The sequence below is a fragment of the Actinocorallia sp. API 0066 genome (assembly GCF_020991275.1).
GTDB lineage: Bacteria > Actinomycetota > Actinomycetes > Streptosporangiales > Streptosporangiaceae > Actinocorallia.
The window spans coordinates 235,851-254,198 of record NZ_JAJLQY010000002.1 but is presented as its reverse complement, the minus strand read 5'-3'; the positions used below and the strand labels follow the sequence as shown (position 1 = coordinate 254,198).

Below are 18,348 nucleotides of genomic sequence, written 5' to 3'. Positions count from 1 at the left end.
CCCGCCGGCTGCCGCACGGGGCGATGAGGCCCCCTTGTTGCACTACTTATCAGTAGCGGAAGCACAGTCAACCAGCCCGCCTGATGCTTCGCAATCCTCCCATAAGCGGAACTTAACGGGCGGGGATGCTCACCTTCGTGACAAGAAACGGGCTCAGTGACCGACCGGTTACCATCCGGGTGATCCACAGGTGACAGGGCTTGTCGGGACGGTGTCCGCGTGTTACCCGGCCGTGCCGAAATCGTGCACGACGACGGCGACCGCGCCGACACTCGGATGCCGCTGGAGCACCGCCTCGATCTCGCCCAGCTCCATCCGCACGCCCGCGATCTTCACCTGGCGGTCCACCCGGCCCAGGTACTGCAACGCGCCCGACGGGAGCACCTTGACGGCGTCGCCCGTCCGGTAGAGACGCCTGGTCAGGGACGGTCCGAAGGGCGAGCGGAAGAACGCGTCACGGGTGCGCTCGTGGTTGCCGAGATAGCCCCGGCCGACGCCGTGGCCGCCCACAAAAAGTTCACCCGTCTCCCCCTGTTCACACGCGTACCAGCCGTCGTCCTCCGACCGCAGGACATAGAGGTCGGTGTTCACCACGGCGGTTCCGATGGGCAACCGCAGCAGTTCGAGGTCACTCAGCGTGACGATGTGGTGGGTGACGTCGTCGGAGCACTCGGTCGGCCCGTAGGCGTTCACCAGACCCGCCTGGGGCATCTCCAGCAGCCAGCGGCGGGCCACCTCGGTCGGCAGCTCCTCGCCCGTCGCGAGCATCCAGCGCAGCCCCGCCAGGCGTCCGCGCGCGTCCGCGGCCGCCGCGAGGTCGTCCAGCAGCAGCCTGACCATGGTGGGGACCAGCTCTACGATGGTGATGCCCTGGCCGTCGATCGCCGCGGCGAAAGCCACCGAGTCGTAGGAGACCTCGTCGCTGATGACGTGCACCTGGCCGCCGTTCACCAGCGGGCACAGCATCTGCCAGATCGAGATGTCGAAGCCGAGCGGCGCGGTCTGCGCGACCACGTCCGCCTCGGTCATGTCCAGGTCGACGATCTTCGCCCACAGGTGGTTCACCATGCCCTGGTGCTCGACCACCGCGCCCTTGGGCCGGCCCGTCGAACCCGAGGTGAACAGCACGTACCTGGGCTGGTCCAGGCCCGGCAGGCGGGCCTCGCCCTCCCACGGCGCCACCGTCGCCGCCTCGCGCGCGCGCAGCACCCGTGCCCCGGCGGCCGCCGCGCCCTCCGCGAGCGCGGGCGTCACCTCGCCCCTGTCGGTGTTGAACAGAAGCACGGCGCCGGCCTGCTCCAGCACGTCCGCGACGCGCTTGGCGGGCCAGTTGGTGTCGGCCGGGACGTACAGCGCGCCGAGCAGTTCGAGGGCGAGGAACGCGGCGATGACCGTCACGCTCCGTACACCGCCGACGGCGACAACGTCGTTCGGGCCGACGCCCTCGCGCTCCAGCAGGGCGGCGATCCGGCGCGCCTCCACGGCCAGTTCCGCATAGCTGAGCGCGCGCGTCTCGTCCCGGACGGCGGGCCTGTCGCCCCGCGCCGCAATGCGTTCCACGCGGGTGATCACGGCGTCCGTGAGATCTACTTCGTGCGTCCTGCTCATCGCGAGCTTCCGCGCGCGTTCCACCTCACTCGCGGAGATCTTCAGCTCCGGCAGCGCTTCGAGTTCGAGCAGACCATCCAAGATCGTCACGAATCCGCTCCTACATCCCTGCGTGTTTAGCCCGATATTGAGTACTTTAGTAGACAACCTGGGCTTGTCTGGTCACTTGCCCTACTGTACGGTAATCTCGGCCGTGGTGATCGGAGTCACCCGAAAGATTCTAGAGGAGCCAGCCACCGGAGCCACCGAATACCAGCGAAGGCCGTAAGGGCGGGCCTGAGCGAATTCAGCCGCGGGGATGAAAATCAAGAGAATTTCGGCTGAAGGCGCGCGGTTGGGATTCGGACGAGGCCAGTCGCCCCCGGGGACCCAGTCACTGTCCACCAACGTTCGGTTGTTGTCATACAGAGGGTGTCGGCAACGTGCCTATTATCAGCTCCCCGCAGGAGTTCAACGTCGAGGACCTGTACGTCGATCTGCGATCGGTGCTGGGTGCCCCGCTGTTCCTGAAGTGCGAGGGGTTCAACTTCGCCGGCTCGGTGAAGCTCAAGGCCGCCGCTGAGATGATCTCGGCGGCGGAGCGGGCCGGCCTCATCGGGCCGGACTCGGTGCTGGTGGAGTCGTCGTCGGGCAACCTGGGCATCGCCCTGGCGATGATCGCGTCCGCCAAGGGCTACCGCTTCCTGTGCGTCACCGACCCGCGCTGCAACACCGCGTCCCAGCGGGTGATGCGGGCGCTCGGGGCGGAGGTCCGCGTCATCGACGCCAAGGACGCCAACGGCGGCTACCTGGAGAGCCGCATCCGGTACGTGCGCGAACTCGTCGAGTCCGGCCCCCGGTACGTGTGGCTCAACCAGTACGCCAACCCCAACAACTGGCGCGCCCACTACCGGCACACCGCGCCCGCCATCGCGCGCGCCTTCCCCGACCTGGACGTCCTGTTCGTCGGCGCGGGCACCACCGGCACGCTCATGGGCTGCGCCCGCTACTTCAAGGAGCACGGCAGACCCGTCACGATCGTGGCGATCGACGCGGTCGGCTCCGTGACGTTCGGCGGCATCCCGGAACGGCGGATGGTGCCGGGGCTCGGCACCTCCACCCGTCCCGCGCTGGTCGACGAGGCGTTCATCGACGACGTCGTGCACGTCGCCGAACCCGACACGATCCGGACCTGCCACCGGCTCGCCGGCGGCGGCTACCTGTTCGGCGGCTCCACCGGGACCGTCGTCAGCGGGGCCGTCCACTGGTTGAACGAGAAGTACCCGGGTGAGGAACCCGTCGCCGTCGCGGTCTCCCCCGACCTCGGCGAACGCTACCTCGACTCGATCTACGCCGAGGGGTGGCTGACCGAGCACTTCGGTACGCTCGACCTGCCCTGACGCCTCCCGGCCTCCGGGCCGGACGACACAGACCGGCGGGTTCCCCTCCCCCCAGGGAACCCGCCTTCTCCCTTTCTCCTGTTCCCTCCGATCACCGAGGAGCCCTCAGCATGAGCCAGACCCCCCAGTTCTCCGTCATCTCGGGCGAACAGGTATATAACGCCCTCCATGGGAGGGAACGCCAGGTCACGGCCATGGTCGAGGCCGCCTACCGGCTGCACGGCGAGGCGCAGACCGTCAACCCCGACAGCTACTTCCTGCGCTTCCCCGACCGGCCCAACAGCCGGATCATCGCGCTGCCCGCCAGCGTCAAGGGCGACGTGAACGCGCACGGCATCAAGTGGATCTCCAGCTTCCCCGACAACGTCGCCGCCGGGATCCCGCGCGCCAGCGCCGTGCTCGTCCTCAACGACACCGAGAACGGCTACCCGTTCGCCGTCCTGGAGAGCAGCATCATCAGCGCGGCCCGGACCGCCGCGAGCGCCGCGCTCGCCGCCGTCACGCTGGCCGAGAAGCGCGGCGTCACCCCGCGCAAGGTCGGTTTTGTCGGCGTCGGCCTGATCGCCCGGTACCTGCACACCTACCTGGTCGGCAACGGCCTGGAGTTCGACGAACTGGGCATCTTCGACCTTTCGGCCGAGCACGCCGAGGGCTTCCAGGGCTACCTGGAGCGCACCGAGAAGGGCACGGTCACCATCCACCCGACCGTCGAGTCCCTGCTGGGTGCTTCGGACCTGATCGTCCTGGCGACCGTCGCCGGCGAGCCCCACATCCTCGACCCCGCCCTCCTGGCCCACAACCCCCTGGTCCTGCACGTCTCCCTACGCGATCTCTCCCCCGAGATCATCCTCTCCGCCTACAACATCGTCGACGACGTCGACCACTGCCTCAAGGCCAACACCTCCCCCCACCTGGCCGAACAGCAGACCGGCAACCGCGACTTCGTAGCCGGCACCCTCTACGACGTCCTCACCAACAAAACCACCCCACCCACCACCAAACCCGTCATCTTCTCCCCCTTCGGCCTAGGCGTCCTAGACCTGGCGGTCGCCCGCTACGTCCACACCGAAGTCGCCACCTCCGGCGACCTCGTCACCATCCCCAACTTCTTCCACGAACTCAAACGCTACGGCTGACCCCCACCCTCTAGGCCCCGGCCCCAGGCCGGGGCCTAAAGCAGCTCGATGAACTCACCGACGGACAGACCGGCGTCCGCGATGATGCGCCGCAGCGTCCCCGGCGGGAGGTCCTTGCCCCGGTGCACCGGCACGACGGTGAAACGGCCCGAGGGCCCGGTCATCATGTGGTGGCTGCCCTTCGTGCGGACCAGTTCGAACCCGGCCTTCTCCAGCGCCTTGACCACCGCCGCGCCTGACGCCACCGGCAGTGGCGGCATCAGGCGACGTCCTGCACGATCGTCAGCACCTGGGGCGGTCCGAGTTCCTCGATCACGAGGCTCACCGCCTCGTAGAGGTCGGCGACCGCCTCTTCGGGCGTTTCCCCGATCCCGTGCGCGCCACCGCCGGGAAACGACGCGTGGGCCCCCCACGTGCCGTCTTCCTCCTGCTCCAGCTCATACGGGATCTGCACCATCCGCTTCATACCTCCGAGTCTACGACCGCGGGCCGTCCACCCCCGACCCCGGAGCACCCGGGCGAGCTGGTCGAGTTGTTCCTGTTGCCTCATGCACACGGACGGTAGGCGGGCCGCCACGTGGTTTTTTCACACCTGTGAAATCGCGTGGATTCTCAGTGCGGGACACCCATCCGGGAGGCGAGCCCGCGCAGCTCGCGGTTGACGGACTCCGAGCGGGCGCGGCTGAGCAGGTACGACACCGTGCCCTTGACAGCGGTGCTGTTGCGGATGCGCTGTGGGGCGACGTCCTCGGCCTGGCGGAGCAGGGTGATCGCCTGGCGCTCCTTACCCTTGACGTGAGCGAGGGCTCGTCCGGCTTCGGCGTACAGGTGGCTGCGGCGGGTCAGCGGCAACGGCGAGGCGTCCACCTGGGTGGCGAGTTCGGCGGCGCGGCCGTAGTCGCCGAGTTCGGCGGTCACCATCACCCGCCACACGCCGACGTTGGCCGCGTTGAACGACAACCCGAAGGCGTTCGCGTCGGCACGCACCCGTCCCGCCAGGGCCTGGGCTTCGGCGAGGTGCCCGGCAGCGGCGTCCGAGCGCAGATCCGAGGCGGCCGCGAACGCCGCGGTCAGGTGCAGCATCCCGTGAACCTGGACTCCCGGCCCGTCGAGCCGGGCCGAGGCCAGGCGGTCGGTGGCCCGGGTGCTGAGGTCGAAGATGCGGTCCCAGGCACCCGCGCGGGGCGTCGTCATCGTGTGCAAGAAGTCCGTCAGCCCCCGATAGAGCGGATCGTCCAGGAGCCGCGCGGCGTCCAGCGCGTGCCGTGTGGCCAACCGCGCCAGGTCCGGGTACCCGAGCATCGCGCTCACGGTGGCCGCGGGATGCGACACGTCGATCAGCAGCCGCAGCGCCGTCGCCAGCTCACGCTCACCGCGCGCGGTGGCTATGTGGTGATGCACCTCATCGATGACCGACGGCAGCTCATGCCCCAGGGTCGTGTAATCGACGCGTTGTTTCAGCTCGACGAGCCGGGCGGCAGCGGCGGTCAGGTCGGGGAGTGAACGGGCCCTCTCCACCAGCGAGTCGCCCAGCGTGTTGGACGCGAGTGCCGCTTGCAGGCCCGGAACGGCGTCGTGCGGGCCGTTCTTCTCCCTCGCCGCCATCAGGCCGGGACGCCCCGTCAACTCCACCTCGGAGACTCTCAGGGCGGTGGCGATGGCGGCGATGTGGGAGCGGCGGTCGAGGAGGCGTTGGCCGCGCTCGGCCATGGAGAGGAAGGACGGGGACAGGCCCGACAGACCGCCTAGTTCTGTCAGGGTCATTCCGCGCCAGCGGCGTAGTACGCGGAGGCGGGCGCCGATCGTGGTCAGCTCGTCCAAGGGTCCGCACCTTCCCGGGGCATCGACACCTTCAGGCTACGGGGCGGATCGGGGTCTGGGGTGTTGAAATGAGTGGGGGTGGGGTGGTTCGCTTTGGGCGTGGACGCTAAGGGCGTTGTTGCGCTGGGGTTGGTTCTGGTTCTTGGTGTTTCTGGGTGTAGTGGGGAGCCGGAGCCTGGGGCGGGGCCTGGTGGGGCTTCCGCGACCCCTGGGGCTTCTGGGGCTCCTGGGCGGGTGGAAGGGGCGCCTGGCACTGCGGCGCCGGGGGATGTGGGGTATGTGAAGGAGGGGTTCACGGGGCCGATCGGGGCGGTGCGGGTTCGGGTGGAGGTCGGGGGGGTTGAGCGGTATGGGGGGTCTTCGTTGTTGCGGTACTACGTGACGAACCTAGGGGAGCGGGCGGCGCAGCCTGATCTGTCGATCGGGTTCGGGCTGCGGCACTACGCGTCGATCCTGTTGATCGACCCGGTGGGCGGGAAGGCGTATCTGCCGTCGCAGGACGAGCGGAGCCGTCAGGTGGGGTCGGACACGCGGCGGGGGCTCTACCAGCCTGGGGTGCGGTATGAGCACGTGCTCGCCTTCGCGGAGTTGCCTGCCGACCTCGCGGCGGTGACCGTGCTGACGAACACGACAGCCGGGGAGTTCACTGGGATCCCCGTGAAGGACGCGTCGGGGACGCCTGGGCCGTCGGCGCCGCCCGCGCCCGTCACCGGGGCCGCCGCCGGTGAGACGTACTCGTGGCCGTTGAGCACCGACGTGGGTGACGCCGAAGGCAGGATCGTGGACCTGTACGGGTACACGGAGACCGACAGCAGGTCCACGGACGGGGGCGGTAAGGACGAGCGGATCGGGCTGCGCACCGACGTGCTGTTCGCGCACGACTCCGACAAGCTCTCCCCGGCCTCGAAGGACGTCCTGGACCAGGCCGCCGCCGACATCAGGGCGCGGGCCGGGCTGGAGCTGAGGATCACGGGCCACACCGACGACAGCGGGACCGACTCCTACAACCTCGCGCTCTCCCAGCGACGCGTGAAGGCCGTGGAACGGGAACTGAGGGCGCGGCTCGGAAGCGGATACAAGTACCTGGCGAAGGGCGTCGGCGAGGCGGAGCCCGCGGTCAAGCCGTCCGGGCCACGCGACGACGCGGCGCGGGCCCGCAACCGGCGGGTCGAGATCGCCTACGAGCTGCGCCCGCAGGAGCCCGTGCCGGGGGTGAACGCCGCCTTCCGCGCCGTCGACGGGCCGGTCGTGGCGAGCGGCGAGGCCGAGATCGTCGCGCGGATGAAGAAGACGAAGCGCCGCATCGACGTCAAGGGCTTCTACCGGGACGGCGCCTATCTGGTCGCCGTCTTCGACATCGCCAACCTGGACGCCGAGCCCCTGCCCGAGGTGATGAGCGCCTTCACGGGCCCGTACGGCGGCACGTTCGGCGCGTTCTCCGTCGAGGACCCGGCGACCGGCGTCCACTACGGCGGCGTCCGGCTCGGCCCGGAGCGCACGTTCGGCCGCACCTTCTACGCCGACCCCGGCGAGAGCGTGTTCACGCCCGACCCCGACACCGCGAACCGTGGCTTCTTCTACACGCTCGCGCCTCCGCCGTCCGTCACGTCCGTCACCTTCCACGCGGGGCCTTTCGGCACCTTCAAGAACATCCCCGTCCAGTAGTCACGGAGACCTAGGCCGTCTAGAGCGAGAGGTGCGCGGCCAGGCGGGTGCGGTGGCTGCTGGGGGTGGCGAAGAGGAGTTGGGTGGATTTGGCGCGCTTGAAGTGGAGGTGGGCGTGGTGTTCCCAGGTGAAGCCGAGGCCGCCGTGGATCTGGAGGGTCTCAGCGGCGGCGGTGAAGTAGGCGTCGGCGGTGTAGGACTTGGTGAGGGAGGCGGTGACGGGGAGGGCGTCCGGGGCCGCCGTGTCGGCGGTCTGGGTGGCGTGCGTGACGGCGGAACGGGCGGTCTCGACGAGGGTGAGCAGGTCGGCGCACTTGTGTTTGACGGCCTGGAAGGCGCCGATGGGCCTGCCGAACTGGTGGCGGACCTTGGCGTAGGCGACGGACGAGTCCAGGCAGAACTGGGCGCCGCCGAGGGCCTCCGCTGACAGGGCGATCTCAGCCAGGTCCAGGACACGCGCGACGACAGGCGGGGCACCGCCCTCCGCGCCCACCGGCACGGCCGGAGCCGACGCCAGGGTGACCCGACCGAGGCGACGTGTCTGGTCGAGCGTGGGCAGCGCCGTCACGGTGACGCCGGGAGCCGTCGCCTCCACGGCGTAGAGGGTCGTCCCGGAAGGCGATGCGGCCGGGATCAGCAGAAGGTCGGCCACCTGGGCTTCGAGCACGAGGTCGGCCGTCCCGGTGAGCACGGGGGCGGCTCCCGCAGGCTCGGCCCGCACCCCCGCGGGCGCCGAGTCGCCCATAGGCAGCGCGACGGTAGCGATGAGCGTCCCTTCGGCGATGCCAGGCAGGTAGGTCGCACACGCCCCCACGTCGTCGGCCGCCAGGAGTGTGGAGACGGCGAGGACGGCCGACGGCAGGAACGGCGACGGAAGCAGGCACCGCCCGAGTTCCTCAAGGACAACACCGAGCTCGGCCATCCCGCAGCCAGCCCCGCCGTACTCCTCGGGCACCGCGAGCCCCTGGAGGCCCAGCGCGGCCATCCGGGACCACAGCGCCGGGTCGTGGCCGTCCGGGCCGTCCATGAGCCGTCTGACGGCCGTCTCGGGGGCGTGGTCGGCGAGCAGGCGGCGCACGGTGGCGCCGAGTTCCCGCTGTTCCTCGGTGACGGCCAGCTCCATCCCGAACCTCCCTAGCAAGCGCTTGGGCAAGAGCATAACAGCGCGCCCCGGCGTTCGGATCAGGTCACGTAACCGCGAATTCACCGCAGAGAAACGGGAACGATCACCCCCGACCCCTAGGTTTTTCGGTATACGGCCATCCGGCACCGCGGCGCGGTGGTGCCGGAGGCCGTAAATCCCCCTTCCCGAACAACGTTCGGTCAGGGCATCATGGCCCGGGTGGAACCGTTCTTCACCCTCGACGGCGGGGAGTTCACGCCCTCTCCCCACGCCCGCGGCCCGTGGTCGCCCGACATGCTGCACGGCCGCCTGCTCGGCGGGCTCATGGCGCGGCAGATCGAACGCGACGTCCCGGCCGACGGGCTCAGGCCCGCCCGCCTCACCGTCGATCTGTTCAAGAACGCGAAGCTCGCCCCGCTCCGCGTCACGACGGCACTCATCCGGCAGGGCCGCCGCATCCGGGTCGTGGACGCCACGGTGCACAGCCCGGCCGGGCTCATCGCCCGCGCCACGTGCGTCCTGCTGCGCGCGGGCGACCAACCCGCCGACGGCCCAGGTTGGACCGCTCCCACCTGGGACGCGGGCCCTCCCGGCGAAGCCCCCCAGGTCGACGCGAGCGCGCCCTTCCTCATGTGGCCCGTGGACGGGCAGTCCTGGACGGGCGACGTACGCCGCCGCGCCTGGATCCGCGAAGTACGCCCCCTGGTGGACGACGAGCCTTACACGCCCTTCGTGCGCGCCGCCCAGGCCGCCGATCTGGCCAGCCCGATGACGCACTGGGGCCCCGGCACCCTCAGCTTCATCAACGCGGACTACACGCTGCACCTGGCACGTCTCCCCGAGGGCGACACGCTCGGCATAGAGGCGGGCGGCCACCTGTCGTCCGACGGCATCGCGGTGGGCCACGCCGTCGTCTACGACGCCAAGGGCCCGGTCGGCCACAGCGACACCACGGCCGTCGTGACGGCCCCGCTCGGCTCCTAGCCGCCGTGCTAGGCGAACGGCCCCAGCCTCTCCCCGAGCACCGCGCAGGCGGCCAGCACGAGCTGTTCCAGCCGCAGTATCTCCGTCTTGTGGAACTCGGGCGCGTTGGAACGGGCCACGAGGACGGCCAGGTCGGCCGACGGAAGGGGCACGAACGCGTACTGGGCCCCGTCCGGCGCCTGGAAGGCACGCAGCCGCAGGGGTTCCAGGTCGGCGGGCGCCTCGGCCGTCTCGCCGCCGGGGCTGGTGTGCACGAGCTTCCCGGACGGCACGTGCACCACGCCCGCCCAGTCGGCGGACAGGATCGCGGGCAGCGCGTCGGCGAGGATCACCAGCCCGTCGACGGCGGGCGCGGTGGCGAGCTGCCCGATGAGCGCGACGTCGGGGTGCAGTCCCTGCGGCTCGACGGTGCGCCACAGGCCCTCGACCTTGACGCCGGGCACCGCGTCGAGTCCGGCGATGAGCCGGTCGGCGGACAGACCGTTAGGCCACGAGACGGTGAAGTCGTCGAGGGCGCGGCCCTCGTCCTGCTCCAGAACGGACAGCCGCACCACGTCGGCGCCGGCGGCGCCGAGGGTGCGCGCGACCTTGCCCAGCGAACCCGGACGATCCGGGAGCCGGACGCGTATGCGCAGGAGCATCGCGACCTCCAGTAAGCGTTCCGTCCCTTAATCGTGCAGTATGAGCGTTTCGGGCCTGTTACCCGATCGTGTCTCTTCTTCGAGAAGCCCTATCGTGGTGGGTAACCGACCGTTAGGGTTTTCCAACGTGTCCAGTGCACCCGGTGTCCCGCCCGAGGGACAGCCCGTAGGCCAGCCCGAGGGTCGGCACGCGCCCACCCTGGCCGAACTGTGCTCGGCGCTTTCCGGACTGACCGCAATGGTCGGCCGCGAGCACGAGCGGGCCCGGCACCGCGAGGAGATCATCGACCGGCTGCACCGGGAGAACGAAAGCCTGCGGCGCGGCGAGCTCGACCAGCTCCACGAGCCGGTCAGGGCCGCTCTCTACCGACTGTACGACCTCGTCCGGAGGGCTGAGGTACAGCCCCCCGACGGCGAGCACGTGGCACCCCTCCTGGGCATGATCGGCGACGAGCTCGCCGAGGCCCTCGGCCGCACCGGCGTCGAGATCTTCGAGGTCGAGTTCGGCGAACCCTATGACTCGGCGCGGCACCGTCCGCTGGGCGTGGAGCCCGTCACCGACCGGGGCCTGGACGGCAAGGTCGTCGAGGTGTGCCGGGAGGGTTTCGCGCGCGGCGACGTGATCGTGCGCAGAGCGCAAGTCCGTGTCGGCAAGTACAGGGAAGACTGAGGACACTCAAGGACATGGCTGTATACGGGATCGACCTGGGCACGACGTACTCCTGCATCGCCAGCATCGACGACGTGGGACGCCCGACCGTGCTGCGGAACCTGGAGGGCACCGACACGACGCCGTCGGTCGTCTACTTCGAGTCCGGCAGCAACGTGGTGGTGGGCGCGACCGCCAAGGACACCGCCGTGATCGACCCCGACAACGTGGTCAGCCTGATCAAGCGGGACATGGGCCGTGACGTGCCGCGCGAGATCCACGGGTTCAGCTACAACCCCGAGGAGCTGTCGGCGTTCGTCCTGGTGAAGCTCGCCAACGACGCGCAGACGGTGACGGGCGAGGTGGCCCGTGACGTCGTCATCACCGTCCCGGCCTACTTCGGCGCGGCCGAGCGGGACGCGACGCGCAAGGCGGGGCGGCTGGCCGGCCTCAACGTGATCGACATCATCTCCGAGCCGATCGCGGCGGCCGTCACCTACGGGGTGCTGAACCCCGACAGGGACCGCACGATCCTCGTCTACGACCTGGGCGGCGGCACCTTCGACACGACGGTGATCGCGCTGCGCGGCGGCCACATCGAGGTGATCTGCACCGACGGCGACCACGAGCTGGGCGGCGCCGACTGGGACGCCCGCCTGGTGGAGTACCTGGCGGAGCAGTTCACGGCCGAGCACCCGGACGCGGGCGACCCCCTGGACGACAAGCTGACCGAGCAGCAGTTGCGCCGGGACGCCGAGGAGGCGAAGAAGGCGCTGACGACGCGCACCCAGCACACCGTCAGGGTGATGCACGGGGGCCGGGTCGCCACCTTGGAGATCACCCGGGAGATCTTCGAGGAGATCACCAAGGACCTGCTGGACCGTACCGTCGAGATCACCGGCCGCACCCTTGAGGTGGCCAGGAGCAAGGGCGTCACCGACTACGACGATCTGGTGCTCGTGGGCGGCTCGACCAAGATGCCCGCGGTGTCGGCGCGGCTGTCTGCGGAGCTCGGCCTTACGCCCAAGCTCCAGGACCCTGATCTCGCCGTCGCCAAGGGCGCCGCCCTGTACGCGTTCGAGGAGACGTTCCGCAGGCTGCTCCAGGAGGGCGCGCAGGAGGAGGCCGAGGAGATGGCCAGCCGCGCGGGCCTGTCGGCCGAGCAGCAGCGGCAGATCGCCGCGCGCCGGATCAAGACGGTCGCCTCGCGCGGCTTCGGGATCGTCGTGTTGAACCGCGACACCCAGGCCGAGGAGGTCATCCACCTGGTGCACGCCAACGACGAGCTGCCTGCGGGCCGCACCTCCGACTTCTTCACCGTGCACGACGACCAGACGACGGCGGACGTGCGCGTCATGGAGCAGGCCGGGGCCGTCGAGTCGCCGGAGCCCGCCGACAACACCGAGATCGCGACGGGTTCGGTGGCGGTGCCGTCCGGCAAGAAGGCGGGCTGGCCCATCTCCGTGACCTTCACCCTGGACTCCTCAGGGCTCCTGCATGTGACGGCCGAAGAGAAGGAGACGGGCGAGCGCCTCGATCTCCAGGTGGAGGTGGGCAGGATGACCGAGGATGACGTGGAGGCGTCCCGCGCCGCGCTGTCGCGGGTCCAGGTGAGCTGACCCGGCGGTCCCGGTGTCGTTCGACGACGACTACAGGAAGCGGGTCCTTGACCCCGCGCGCGCGGCGGGCGACCAGCCGCCCGAGGACCTGCGCGCGCGCTACGCGCTGCCCGAGCACCTGACGCCCGAGTCGGTCGCCGCGCGCGTCCGCGAGGTGCGGCAGTGCTGGCGGCGGTCGCGCGGGCAGCTCAAGTACCGGCGGCTCATCGACCGGTTGGAGGCCGACCACCGTCGCCTGGCGGGCGTGTTCACCGCGGCCGAGCAGGGCGATCTGGCGCCGCTCAAGCAGCATCTGCGCGGCGGCGACGAGCGCAACGCCCAGCGCCGTGCCGACGCGCGGCTGCGGCTGCTGGACGCGGCGGGCCCGCTGAAGCTGCTGACGCCGGGCGAGTGCGAGGCGATCGGCAAGGCGGGCGGGGTGTCGGCGGCCGAGCTGAACCAGTTGCTCCGGATCGACGGGGTCGAGGTGCGCCCGCCCGACCCGCTGCCTTCGGCGCCGCCCTATCCGGGGTATCCGAAGGCGCGCGAGTCGCTCCAAGTACTCGGCAGCCGCCATCTGTTGGCGTTCCTGCTGGGCAGCGACAGGATCGGCGGGGTGCGGCTGCTCGACGGCGTCTCGGCGGGCGGCCTCCCGATCGACTCCACGGGCGCGGGCCGCGCGCTGGAGCGGGTCGCGGGCGAGTGGGCGCGGCGGCCGCGCGACACCAGCGCCACGCACGCCGAGACGGTGCTGATCGCGCTGCGCGCCGCGCTGCGCGAGGGGTTCCTGCCCGAGCTGCTGCGCTACGACTTTGTGGCGCGGCTGCGGGAGCGGCGCGCCCAGCGCGCCTCGGACAACGCGCTCATGGACCTCGCGGTGCGGGGCCTGGGGATCGAGCCGGGCGAGGCGCGGCGGCTCGTCTTCGCGATCCTGCGCGAGGGCGGCGCGCCCAGCGGGCCCGGCGGGCGGCTGAGAGAGCTCCTGGACGCCGGGCAGGCGCACGCCGCCTCCCTGCTCGCCGGAAGCCTGCCGGACGCGGAGGAGCTCGCTGAGGCCGTCGAGGCGCGGTCCCGGGTCGCGTCGGCCGAGCGGCTCGTCACGGAGGCGGAGGCGCTCGCCGCGCGCGGCGACGCGGACGGGGCGTGGCGGCTGCTCCAGGACGCGACGGCGCTCGCCGCCGACCTGCCCGGCCTCGCCGAACGGCAGCGCGCCCTGCCGCCGCTGCCGCCGACCGACGTGCGCGCGACGGCGGACGGTTCGTCGGTGCGGATCACGTTCACGCCGTCGGCGTCGCGGTCCGGCGACGTCGCGCACACCGTGGTGCGGCGCGCCGGACGTCCCCCGGCCGACGTGACGGACGGCGAGGCCGTCGCCGCCGCCGATCTCGCGCCGCCCGTGAACGTCCCCCTGCACTACGCGGTCTTCGCCAAGCGCGGGGACGCGGCCTCTCCCCCGGCCGTCGCGGTGCCGCTGCTGCTGCGGCCCGAGCCTTCCGGGATCGAGCTGGCGGCGGGCGACGGCATGGTGACGGGCCGGTGGCTGTGCCCGCCCGGCGCGGCCCGCGTCGCGGTGTTCCGGGACGGGGTGCCGATCCCCGTCGGCCGTGAGGGGTTCACCGACCGGGCGGTGGCCAACGGGGCGACCCTGCGGTACACCGTGCACGCCGTCTATCCGGACGGCCCGGTGGAGGCCACCACGCCCGGCGTGACGCTCTCGGTGACGCCGCACGCGCTTCCCGAACCCGTCACGGAGTTCACCCTGGAGCCACACGGGCAGGACCGCATCCTTCTGCGCTTCCCGCTGCCCGACCACGGGCTCGTGGAGGCGCGCCTCCTGGACGCCGACCCTCCGTGGCCGCCGGGCGCGCTCGTGCCCGTCGCGGAGCTGCGCGGCGTCCGGGTGGACTCCACGCCGCACGCGCGCGGCCTCGTGGTACGTCCGGGCGCCAGCGGGGTGCTGCTGCTCGTCACCCTGGCCGGGGAGAGCGCGGCGATCGGCGCGCACCGCAGGCACGTGGACCTGCCTGTGCCCGAGGGCCTCTCGGTGACGCGCCTGGGCGGGGAGGTACGGGTCGGGTTCGCCTGGCCCGGCGACGCCTCGGGCGTGGCCGTCACCTACGAGATCGACGACTTGGGCGCGCAACGGGTGTCCGTGACGCGGGCCGCCTACACCGCGTCCGGAGGGGTGCATCTTCCGGTGCCGGAAGGGTCGGCGGTGAAGGTGAGCGTCGCGGGGGCGTCCGACCACGGCGCGACCGTGCTCACCGGGCCCGCCGCGACGGCCGCGCTCGCCGCCCGCACCGTCGTCAGGTACGACCTGGCCGCCTCGGGGCCGCCCTGGAAGCGGGAGATCGTCGTCACCCTCACGCCCGACCGGCCCGTCCGGCTCGACCGCCTCGACCTCGTGCTCCGCGACGGCAAGGTGATGCCGCAGCGGCCCGGCGACGGGGAGAACCTGGTGTCCTGGCACGATCTCGACCTGACCGCCCAGACCGTCGTGCGGGTACCGCTGCCCAGGAGGCGCGGCCCATACTGGCTGCGCTGCTTCACCGGTGACGCCGTCGAACTCGCCGATCCGCCCGTCCGCCGACTCCAGCAAGGCGCCCAGCGATGAGCACAGAACGGGTGCGCGGAGCGCACCGCAGGCCGACACGCGGGAAGCCGCCGCGCGGCAAGGACGCCGTCACCTGCCCGTACTGCTTCGCCCTCTTCGGACGGGACAGGATCGCCTACCGGTGCCTCGGTAGGGCGGGCCGAGGGGTGGGCTGCGATCCGGTGCTCGACAAGGAACTCGCCGCCTACCAGGGCACGCAGGCGGGCGCCACCCTCCCGCCCGTCTTCACCGGGCGCGGGGCGCGCGCCTCCTGCCCGGACTGCGGCCGCGAGAGCGGGCGGCGCGTCTGCCCGGAGTGCCACCACGAGCTGGCTCCGGCGTACTGCGACACGCCGGGCCGGATCGTCGCGCTGGTCGGCGCGAAGAACGCGGGCAAGAGCACCTACATCGCCGTCCTCCTGCACGAGTTGCGCAACCGCGTAGGCGGCGAGCTCGGGACGTCCCTCGTGGCATGCGACGACAGGACGATCGAGCGTTACAAGCGCGACTTCGCGCGTCCCCTGTTCGACCAGCAGCGGCTGCTGCCGACCACGCCGAGCGCCGTCACCGCGCCGCGTGAGCCGCTGGTCTACCTCCTGACGCGGCGGGTGCGCGGCAGGTTCGGCGCGCGCACCGAGGCGCTGACGCTGGTGCTGTTCGACACGGCGGGCGAGGATCTGCGCAGCCGCGACGTGCGTGACCTGCACCTGCGCTACCTGGAGGCGGCCGACGCGATCATCTTCCTGGCCGATCCGCTGGAGCTGACCGGAGGCGGCGCGGAGAGCGAGCCGCTCGACGTGCTCGCGCGGGTCACCGAGCCGCTGCGGCAGCGGCACGGCCTCGACATCGGCGACCGCCTGAAGGTGCCGATAGCCGTCGCGCTGACCAAGATCGACGCGCTGGAGCTGCCGCCGCAGTCGGCGCTGCGCCGCGCGCGGACGCGTTCGGGCGCCCTGGACGCCGACGACCGCGCCGCCGTGGACGCCCACGTGCGGGCCCTGCTGGACGACTGGGGCGCCGGGGACCTCGACCGGTACCTGGAGCAGCACTACGCCGAGTACGGGCTGTTCGGGGTCTCCGCGCTGGGCGGGTCGCCGCGCGGCGACGAGGTGGCCACGGGAGGGGTGCGCCCGTACCGGGTGGAAGATCCGCTCCTGTGGCTGTTGCACCGGTTCGGGATGCTGGACGGCTGATGGCCTGGCAGCTCCACTACACGTCGGCGCGGTCGGCGGAGCGCTCCGGCTTCCAGTTCACCGCCGCCTCCCCCGGGCTGCCTCCGGGCGCGGAAGCCGTCGTCTCGCCTTATCTGGGGTACCGTCCGCCGCCGGAGGCGCCGCCCGCGCCCGACGCGGCACAGCTCGCGGCCTTCCCTGTGGCGCTCTGCTACGACGCCGTCGGGGGACGCCGCCTCCTGGTCCTGTCGCGCTATCTGGGACGCGACTACTCCGGCCGGTTCGGGAACTTCCTCGCCCACGCGGTGCTCGCCGAGGCCGAGGAACTGGAGGGGCTCCGCCCGATCGAGTTCTGGCGGGCGTCCTTCTGGTCGTCTGCTCCGGCCGCGCTGCTGCCCCTCCTGGAGGACCCGCCACCGGGCGACGCCTTCGACCCGGCCGCTCTCGGCGAGTGGCTCGCGGCCCTGGACCACGACCCCTACGGGCGGCTCGCGTGGCTGCTCGACCACACCGGAGACCGGATCATCCTCGTCTGCCCGGACGTGGAGGAGATCGCCCGGTGGTTCGCGGTGCTCTCCTACTCGCTGCCCGTGGAGGCCGCCGCCGCGCTTTCGTTCACCACCTACACGGCCGACCCGGTGACGTCGCCCCACCGGCTCGTGGGCACGACCCCGGACGTCTGGGCCGAGCAGCGGACCGACCACCCGGCGCACCCTTTGGACGCGCCCGCGCCGCCGCACACGCCGAGCCGGTACGCCGCCGCCGTCGTCGCCCGGTGGCGGGCGCACGACCTGGACGGCCTCGACGCGCTCGCCGAACTGGCCAGGCTCGCCCCCGACAGCCTCGACGGCGCCGCCGTGCTGCGCGACCTGTGCGACGGCGGCACGCCCGGCCACGACGCGCAGAAGCCCGTGCTGCCGCTCCTGCGCCACCCGGACCTGCCGCCCTGGGTATGGGAGCGACTGGACATCGACGCGCTCGGCTTCGACCTCGCCGCCGCCGTCAACCGGCACTCGCCCGACCCGGCCGCCGCCCGCGCCGCCGGAGACCGCTGCGCCCACCTCGTGCTCACCACACCGTCACTGCGCGACCGGCTGGCGGAGTTCTCCCTGGAGGACCCGGCCGAACTCTCCGTCGCCCTCTCCCGCGAACTGGCTTCCGCGACTTCGCTCCCGTCCCTGGCCGATCTCACCGTGATCGCCGAGCGGCTCGCCATTCCCGTCATGTCCGAACTGACCCGCCGCACCGCGCACCGCCTCGCCCTCCGGCTCCCCGCCCCGGCACAGCCGGGCGGGGCTGAGGGCGCCTCTGAGGCGGTCCTGGAGGCGTTGGAGCGGGTCTGCGCGAGTGCGCGCGGGCCGCTGCTCACGGGCGCCGTGGAGGCGCTGGAGCACGGCGGGGAGCGGGTGCGGCGGGCGGCGCTGACGGCGGCGGTGTGCGAGCGGCTCGCCGAACTCGCGGACGAGGCGCCGCTGGCCGAGTCGCCGCAGGTGGCGCTGTGGGTGCTGCGGGCGCTCGCGGAGCGGCACGGGGTACACGGGGCCGTCACCCTGAAGTTCGCCGAGCGGCTGCCGGGGCATCCGGCCGCGCGCGGGGTGCTGGCGGCGCGCGACGTCGCCACCGGGCGCGACCCCAAAGCGGCGGCCCGCGCGCTTGAGCGGGTCGGAGGGGCGCTCGCGGAGCCGACCCTCGTGGCCGTCGCCGACGCGCTCACCGAGCGCTCACCGCGCTACCGGGCCGCGCTCCTGGCCGCCCTGGACCCGCGCGTGGGCGAGCGGCTGGCGCGCCACTGGATCGCCACCGCGCAGACCCGGGCGCGCCGCTTCGAGCTCGTCGGCGTCGCGCTGCGCGCGCCCGGCACCGTCCTGGACGGGTGGGCACGCGAGCTGACCAGGCGCAGGATCACCATGTTGCAGCTGGAGACCTATTTCCGGGACGATCAGACCCTCCGGGCCGCCTTGCGAGAACTTCGGGGGTAA

15 protein-coding genes are annotated in these 18,348 nt (G+C 71.9%); 9 read left to right on the top strand and 6 right to left on the bottom strand.

Features of this window, described 5'->3' with window-relative positions:
* Nucleotides 1-222 precede the first annotated feature (222 nt).
* On the bottom strand, nt 223-1,698 hold the full coding sequence (locus LO762_RS05890; RefSeq protein ID WP_230613172.1) for an amino acid adenylation domain-containing protein: 1,476 nt from the start codon (nt 1,696-1,698) through the stop codon (nt 223-225).
* A 332-nt stretch (nt 1,699-2,030) separates the two neighbouring features.
* Between LO762_RS05890 and sbnA the strand changes: the two genes are divergently transcribed.
* Together sbnA and sbnB are read left to right on the top strand one after the other, a co-directional pair.
* Nucleotides 2,031-2,987: a 2,3-diaminopropionate biosynthesis protein SbnA gene (sbnA, locus tag LO762_RS05885; RefSeq protein WP_230613171.1), complete on the top strand. Its 957-nt coding sequence runs from the start codon at nt 2,031-2,033 to the stop codon at nt 2,985-2,987.
* A 110-nt stretch (nt 2,988-3,097) separates the two neighbouring features.
* The gene (sbnB, locus tag LO762_RS05880; RefSeq protein ID WP_230613170.1) at nt 3,098-4,123 is read left to right on the top strand and encodes a 2,3-diaminopropionate biosynthesis protein SbnB; all 1,026 of its coding nucleotides are present in this window, start codon (nt 3,098-3,100) and stop codon (nt 4,121-4,123) included.
* A 35-nt stretch (nt 4,124-4,158) separates the two neighbouring features.
* Here the strand turns inward: sbnB and LO762_RS05875 are convergent, their stop codons facing one another.
* The 3 genes from LO762_RS05875 to LO762_RS05865 all read right to left on the bottom strand — a co-directional run bounded on the left by LO762_RS05875 (nt 4,159) and on the right by LO762_RS05865 (nt 5,944).
* On the bottom strand, nt 4,159-4,383 hold the full coding sequence (locus LO762_RS05875; protein WP_230613169.1) for a type II toxin-antitoxin system HicA family toxin: 225 nt from the start codon (nt 4,381-4,383) through the stop codon (nt 4,159-4,161).
* The gene (locus LO762_RS05870) at nt 4,383-4,589 is read right to left on the bottom strand and encodes a type II toxin-antitoxin system HicB family antitoxin (RefSeq protein WP_230613168.1); all 207 of its coding nucleotides are present in this window, start codon (nt 4,587-4,589) and stop codon (nt 4,383-4,385) included. Before LO762_RS05870 ends, LO762_RS05875 begins: the two co-directional genes overlap by 1 nt.
* A gap of 146 nt (nt 4,590-4,735) precedes the next feature.
* Complete coding sequence (locus LO762_RS05865) at nt 4,736-5,944, bottom strand: helix-turn-helix domain-containing protein (protein ID WP_230613167.1); 1,209 nt, start codon at nt 5,942-5,944, stop codon at nt 4,736-4,738.
* Nucleotides 5,945-6,310: 366 nt separating this feature from the next.
* Between LO762_RS05865 and LO762_RS05860 the strand changes: the two genes are divergently transcribed.
* Nucleotides 6,311-7,609 carry an OmpA family protein gene (locus LO762_RS05860; RefSeq protein WP_230613166.1) on the top strand — a complete coding sequence of 433 codons (1,299 nt, stop codon included), beginning with the start codon at nt 6,311-6,313 and terminating at the stop codon, nt 7,607-7,609.
* A gap of 19 nt (nt 7,610-7,628) precedes the next feature.
* Here the strand turns inward: LO762_RS05860 and LO762_RS05855 are convergent, their stop codons facing one another.
* Nucleotides 7,629-8,732: an acyl-CoA dehydrogenase family protein gene (locus LO762_RS05855; protein WP_230613165.1), complete on the bottom strand. Its 1,104-nt coding sequence runs from the start codon at nt 8,730-8,732 to the stop codon at nt 7,629-7,631.
* A gap of 210 nt (nt 8,733-8,942) precedes the next feature.
* On the opposite strand from LO762_RS05855, the gene LO762_RS05850 reads away from it, so the two are divergent.
* Nucleotides 8,943-9,716 (top strand): acyl-CoA thioesterase domain-containing protein, encoded by a 774-nt coding sequence (locus tag LO762_RS05850; RefSeq protein WP_255684946.1) that lies wholly within the window; start codon nt 8,943-8,945, stop codon nt 9,714-9,716.
* 8 nt (nt 9,717-9,724) lie between these two features.
* Here LO762_RS05850 and LO762_RS05845 read toward each other — a convergent pair whose 3' ends face one another.
* On the bottom strand, nt 9,725-10,357 hold the full coding sequence (locus tag LO762_RS05845; protein WP_230613163.1) for an ACT domain-containing protein: 633 nt from the start codon (nt 10,355-10,357) through the stop codon (nt 9,725-9,727).
* A 127-nt stretch (nt 10,358-10,484) separates the two neighbouring features.
* Here LO762_RS05845 and LO762_RS33050 point away from each other — a divergent pair, with 127 nt between their 5' ends.
* Genes LO762_RS33050 through LO762_RS05820 form a run of 5 tightly spaced genes read left to right on the top strand, consistent with a single transcriptional unit; the run spans nt 10,485 to nt 18,348 of the window.
* A complete protein-coding gene (locus tag LO762_RS33050; RefSeq protein ID WP_230613162.1) occupies nt 10,485-11,027 on the top strand; it encodes a nucleotide exchange factor GrpE in 543 nt (180 codons plus the stop codon).
* A gap of 14 nt (nt 11,028-11,041) precedes the next feature.
* Nucleotides 11,042-12,625: an Hsp70 family protein gene (locus tag LO762_RS05835; protein WP_230613161.1), complete on the top strand. Its 1,584-nt coding sequence runs from the start codon at nt 11,042-11,044 to the stop codon at nt 12,623-12,625.
* A 13-nt stretch (nt 12,626-12,638) separates the two neighbouring features.
* A complete protein-coding gene (locus LO762_RS05830; RefSeq protein WP_230613160.1) occupies nt 12,639-15,218 on the top strand; it encodes a hypothetical protein in 2,580 nt (859 codons plus the stop codon).
* Entirely contained in the window at nt 15,215-16,390 is a 1,176-nt protein-coding gene (locus tag LO762_RS05825; protein ID WP_230613159.1) for a GTPase, read from the top strand. Before LO762_RS05830 ends, LO762_RS05825 begins: the two co-directional genes overlap by 4 nt.
* On the top strand, nt 16,390-18,348 hold the full coding sequence (locus LO762_RS05820; protein WP_230613158.1) for a hypothetical protein: 1,959 nt from the start codon (nt 16,390-16,392) through the stop codon (nt 18,346-18,348). Before LO762_RS05825 ends, LO762_RS05820 begins: the two co-directional genes overlap by 1 nt.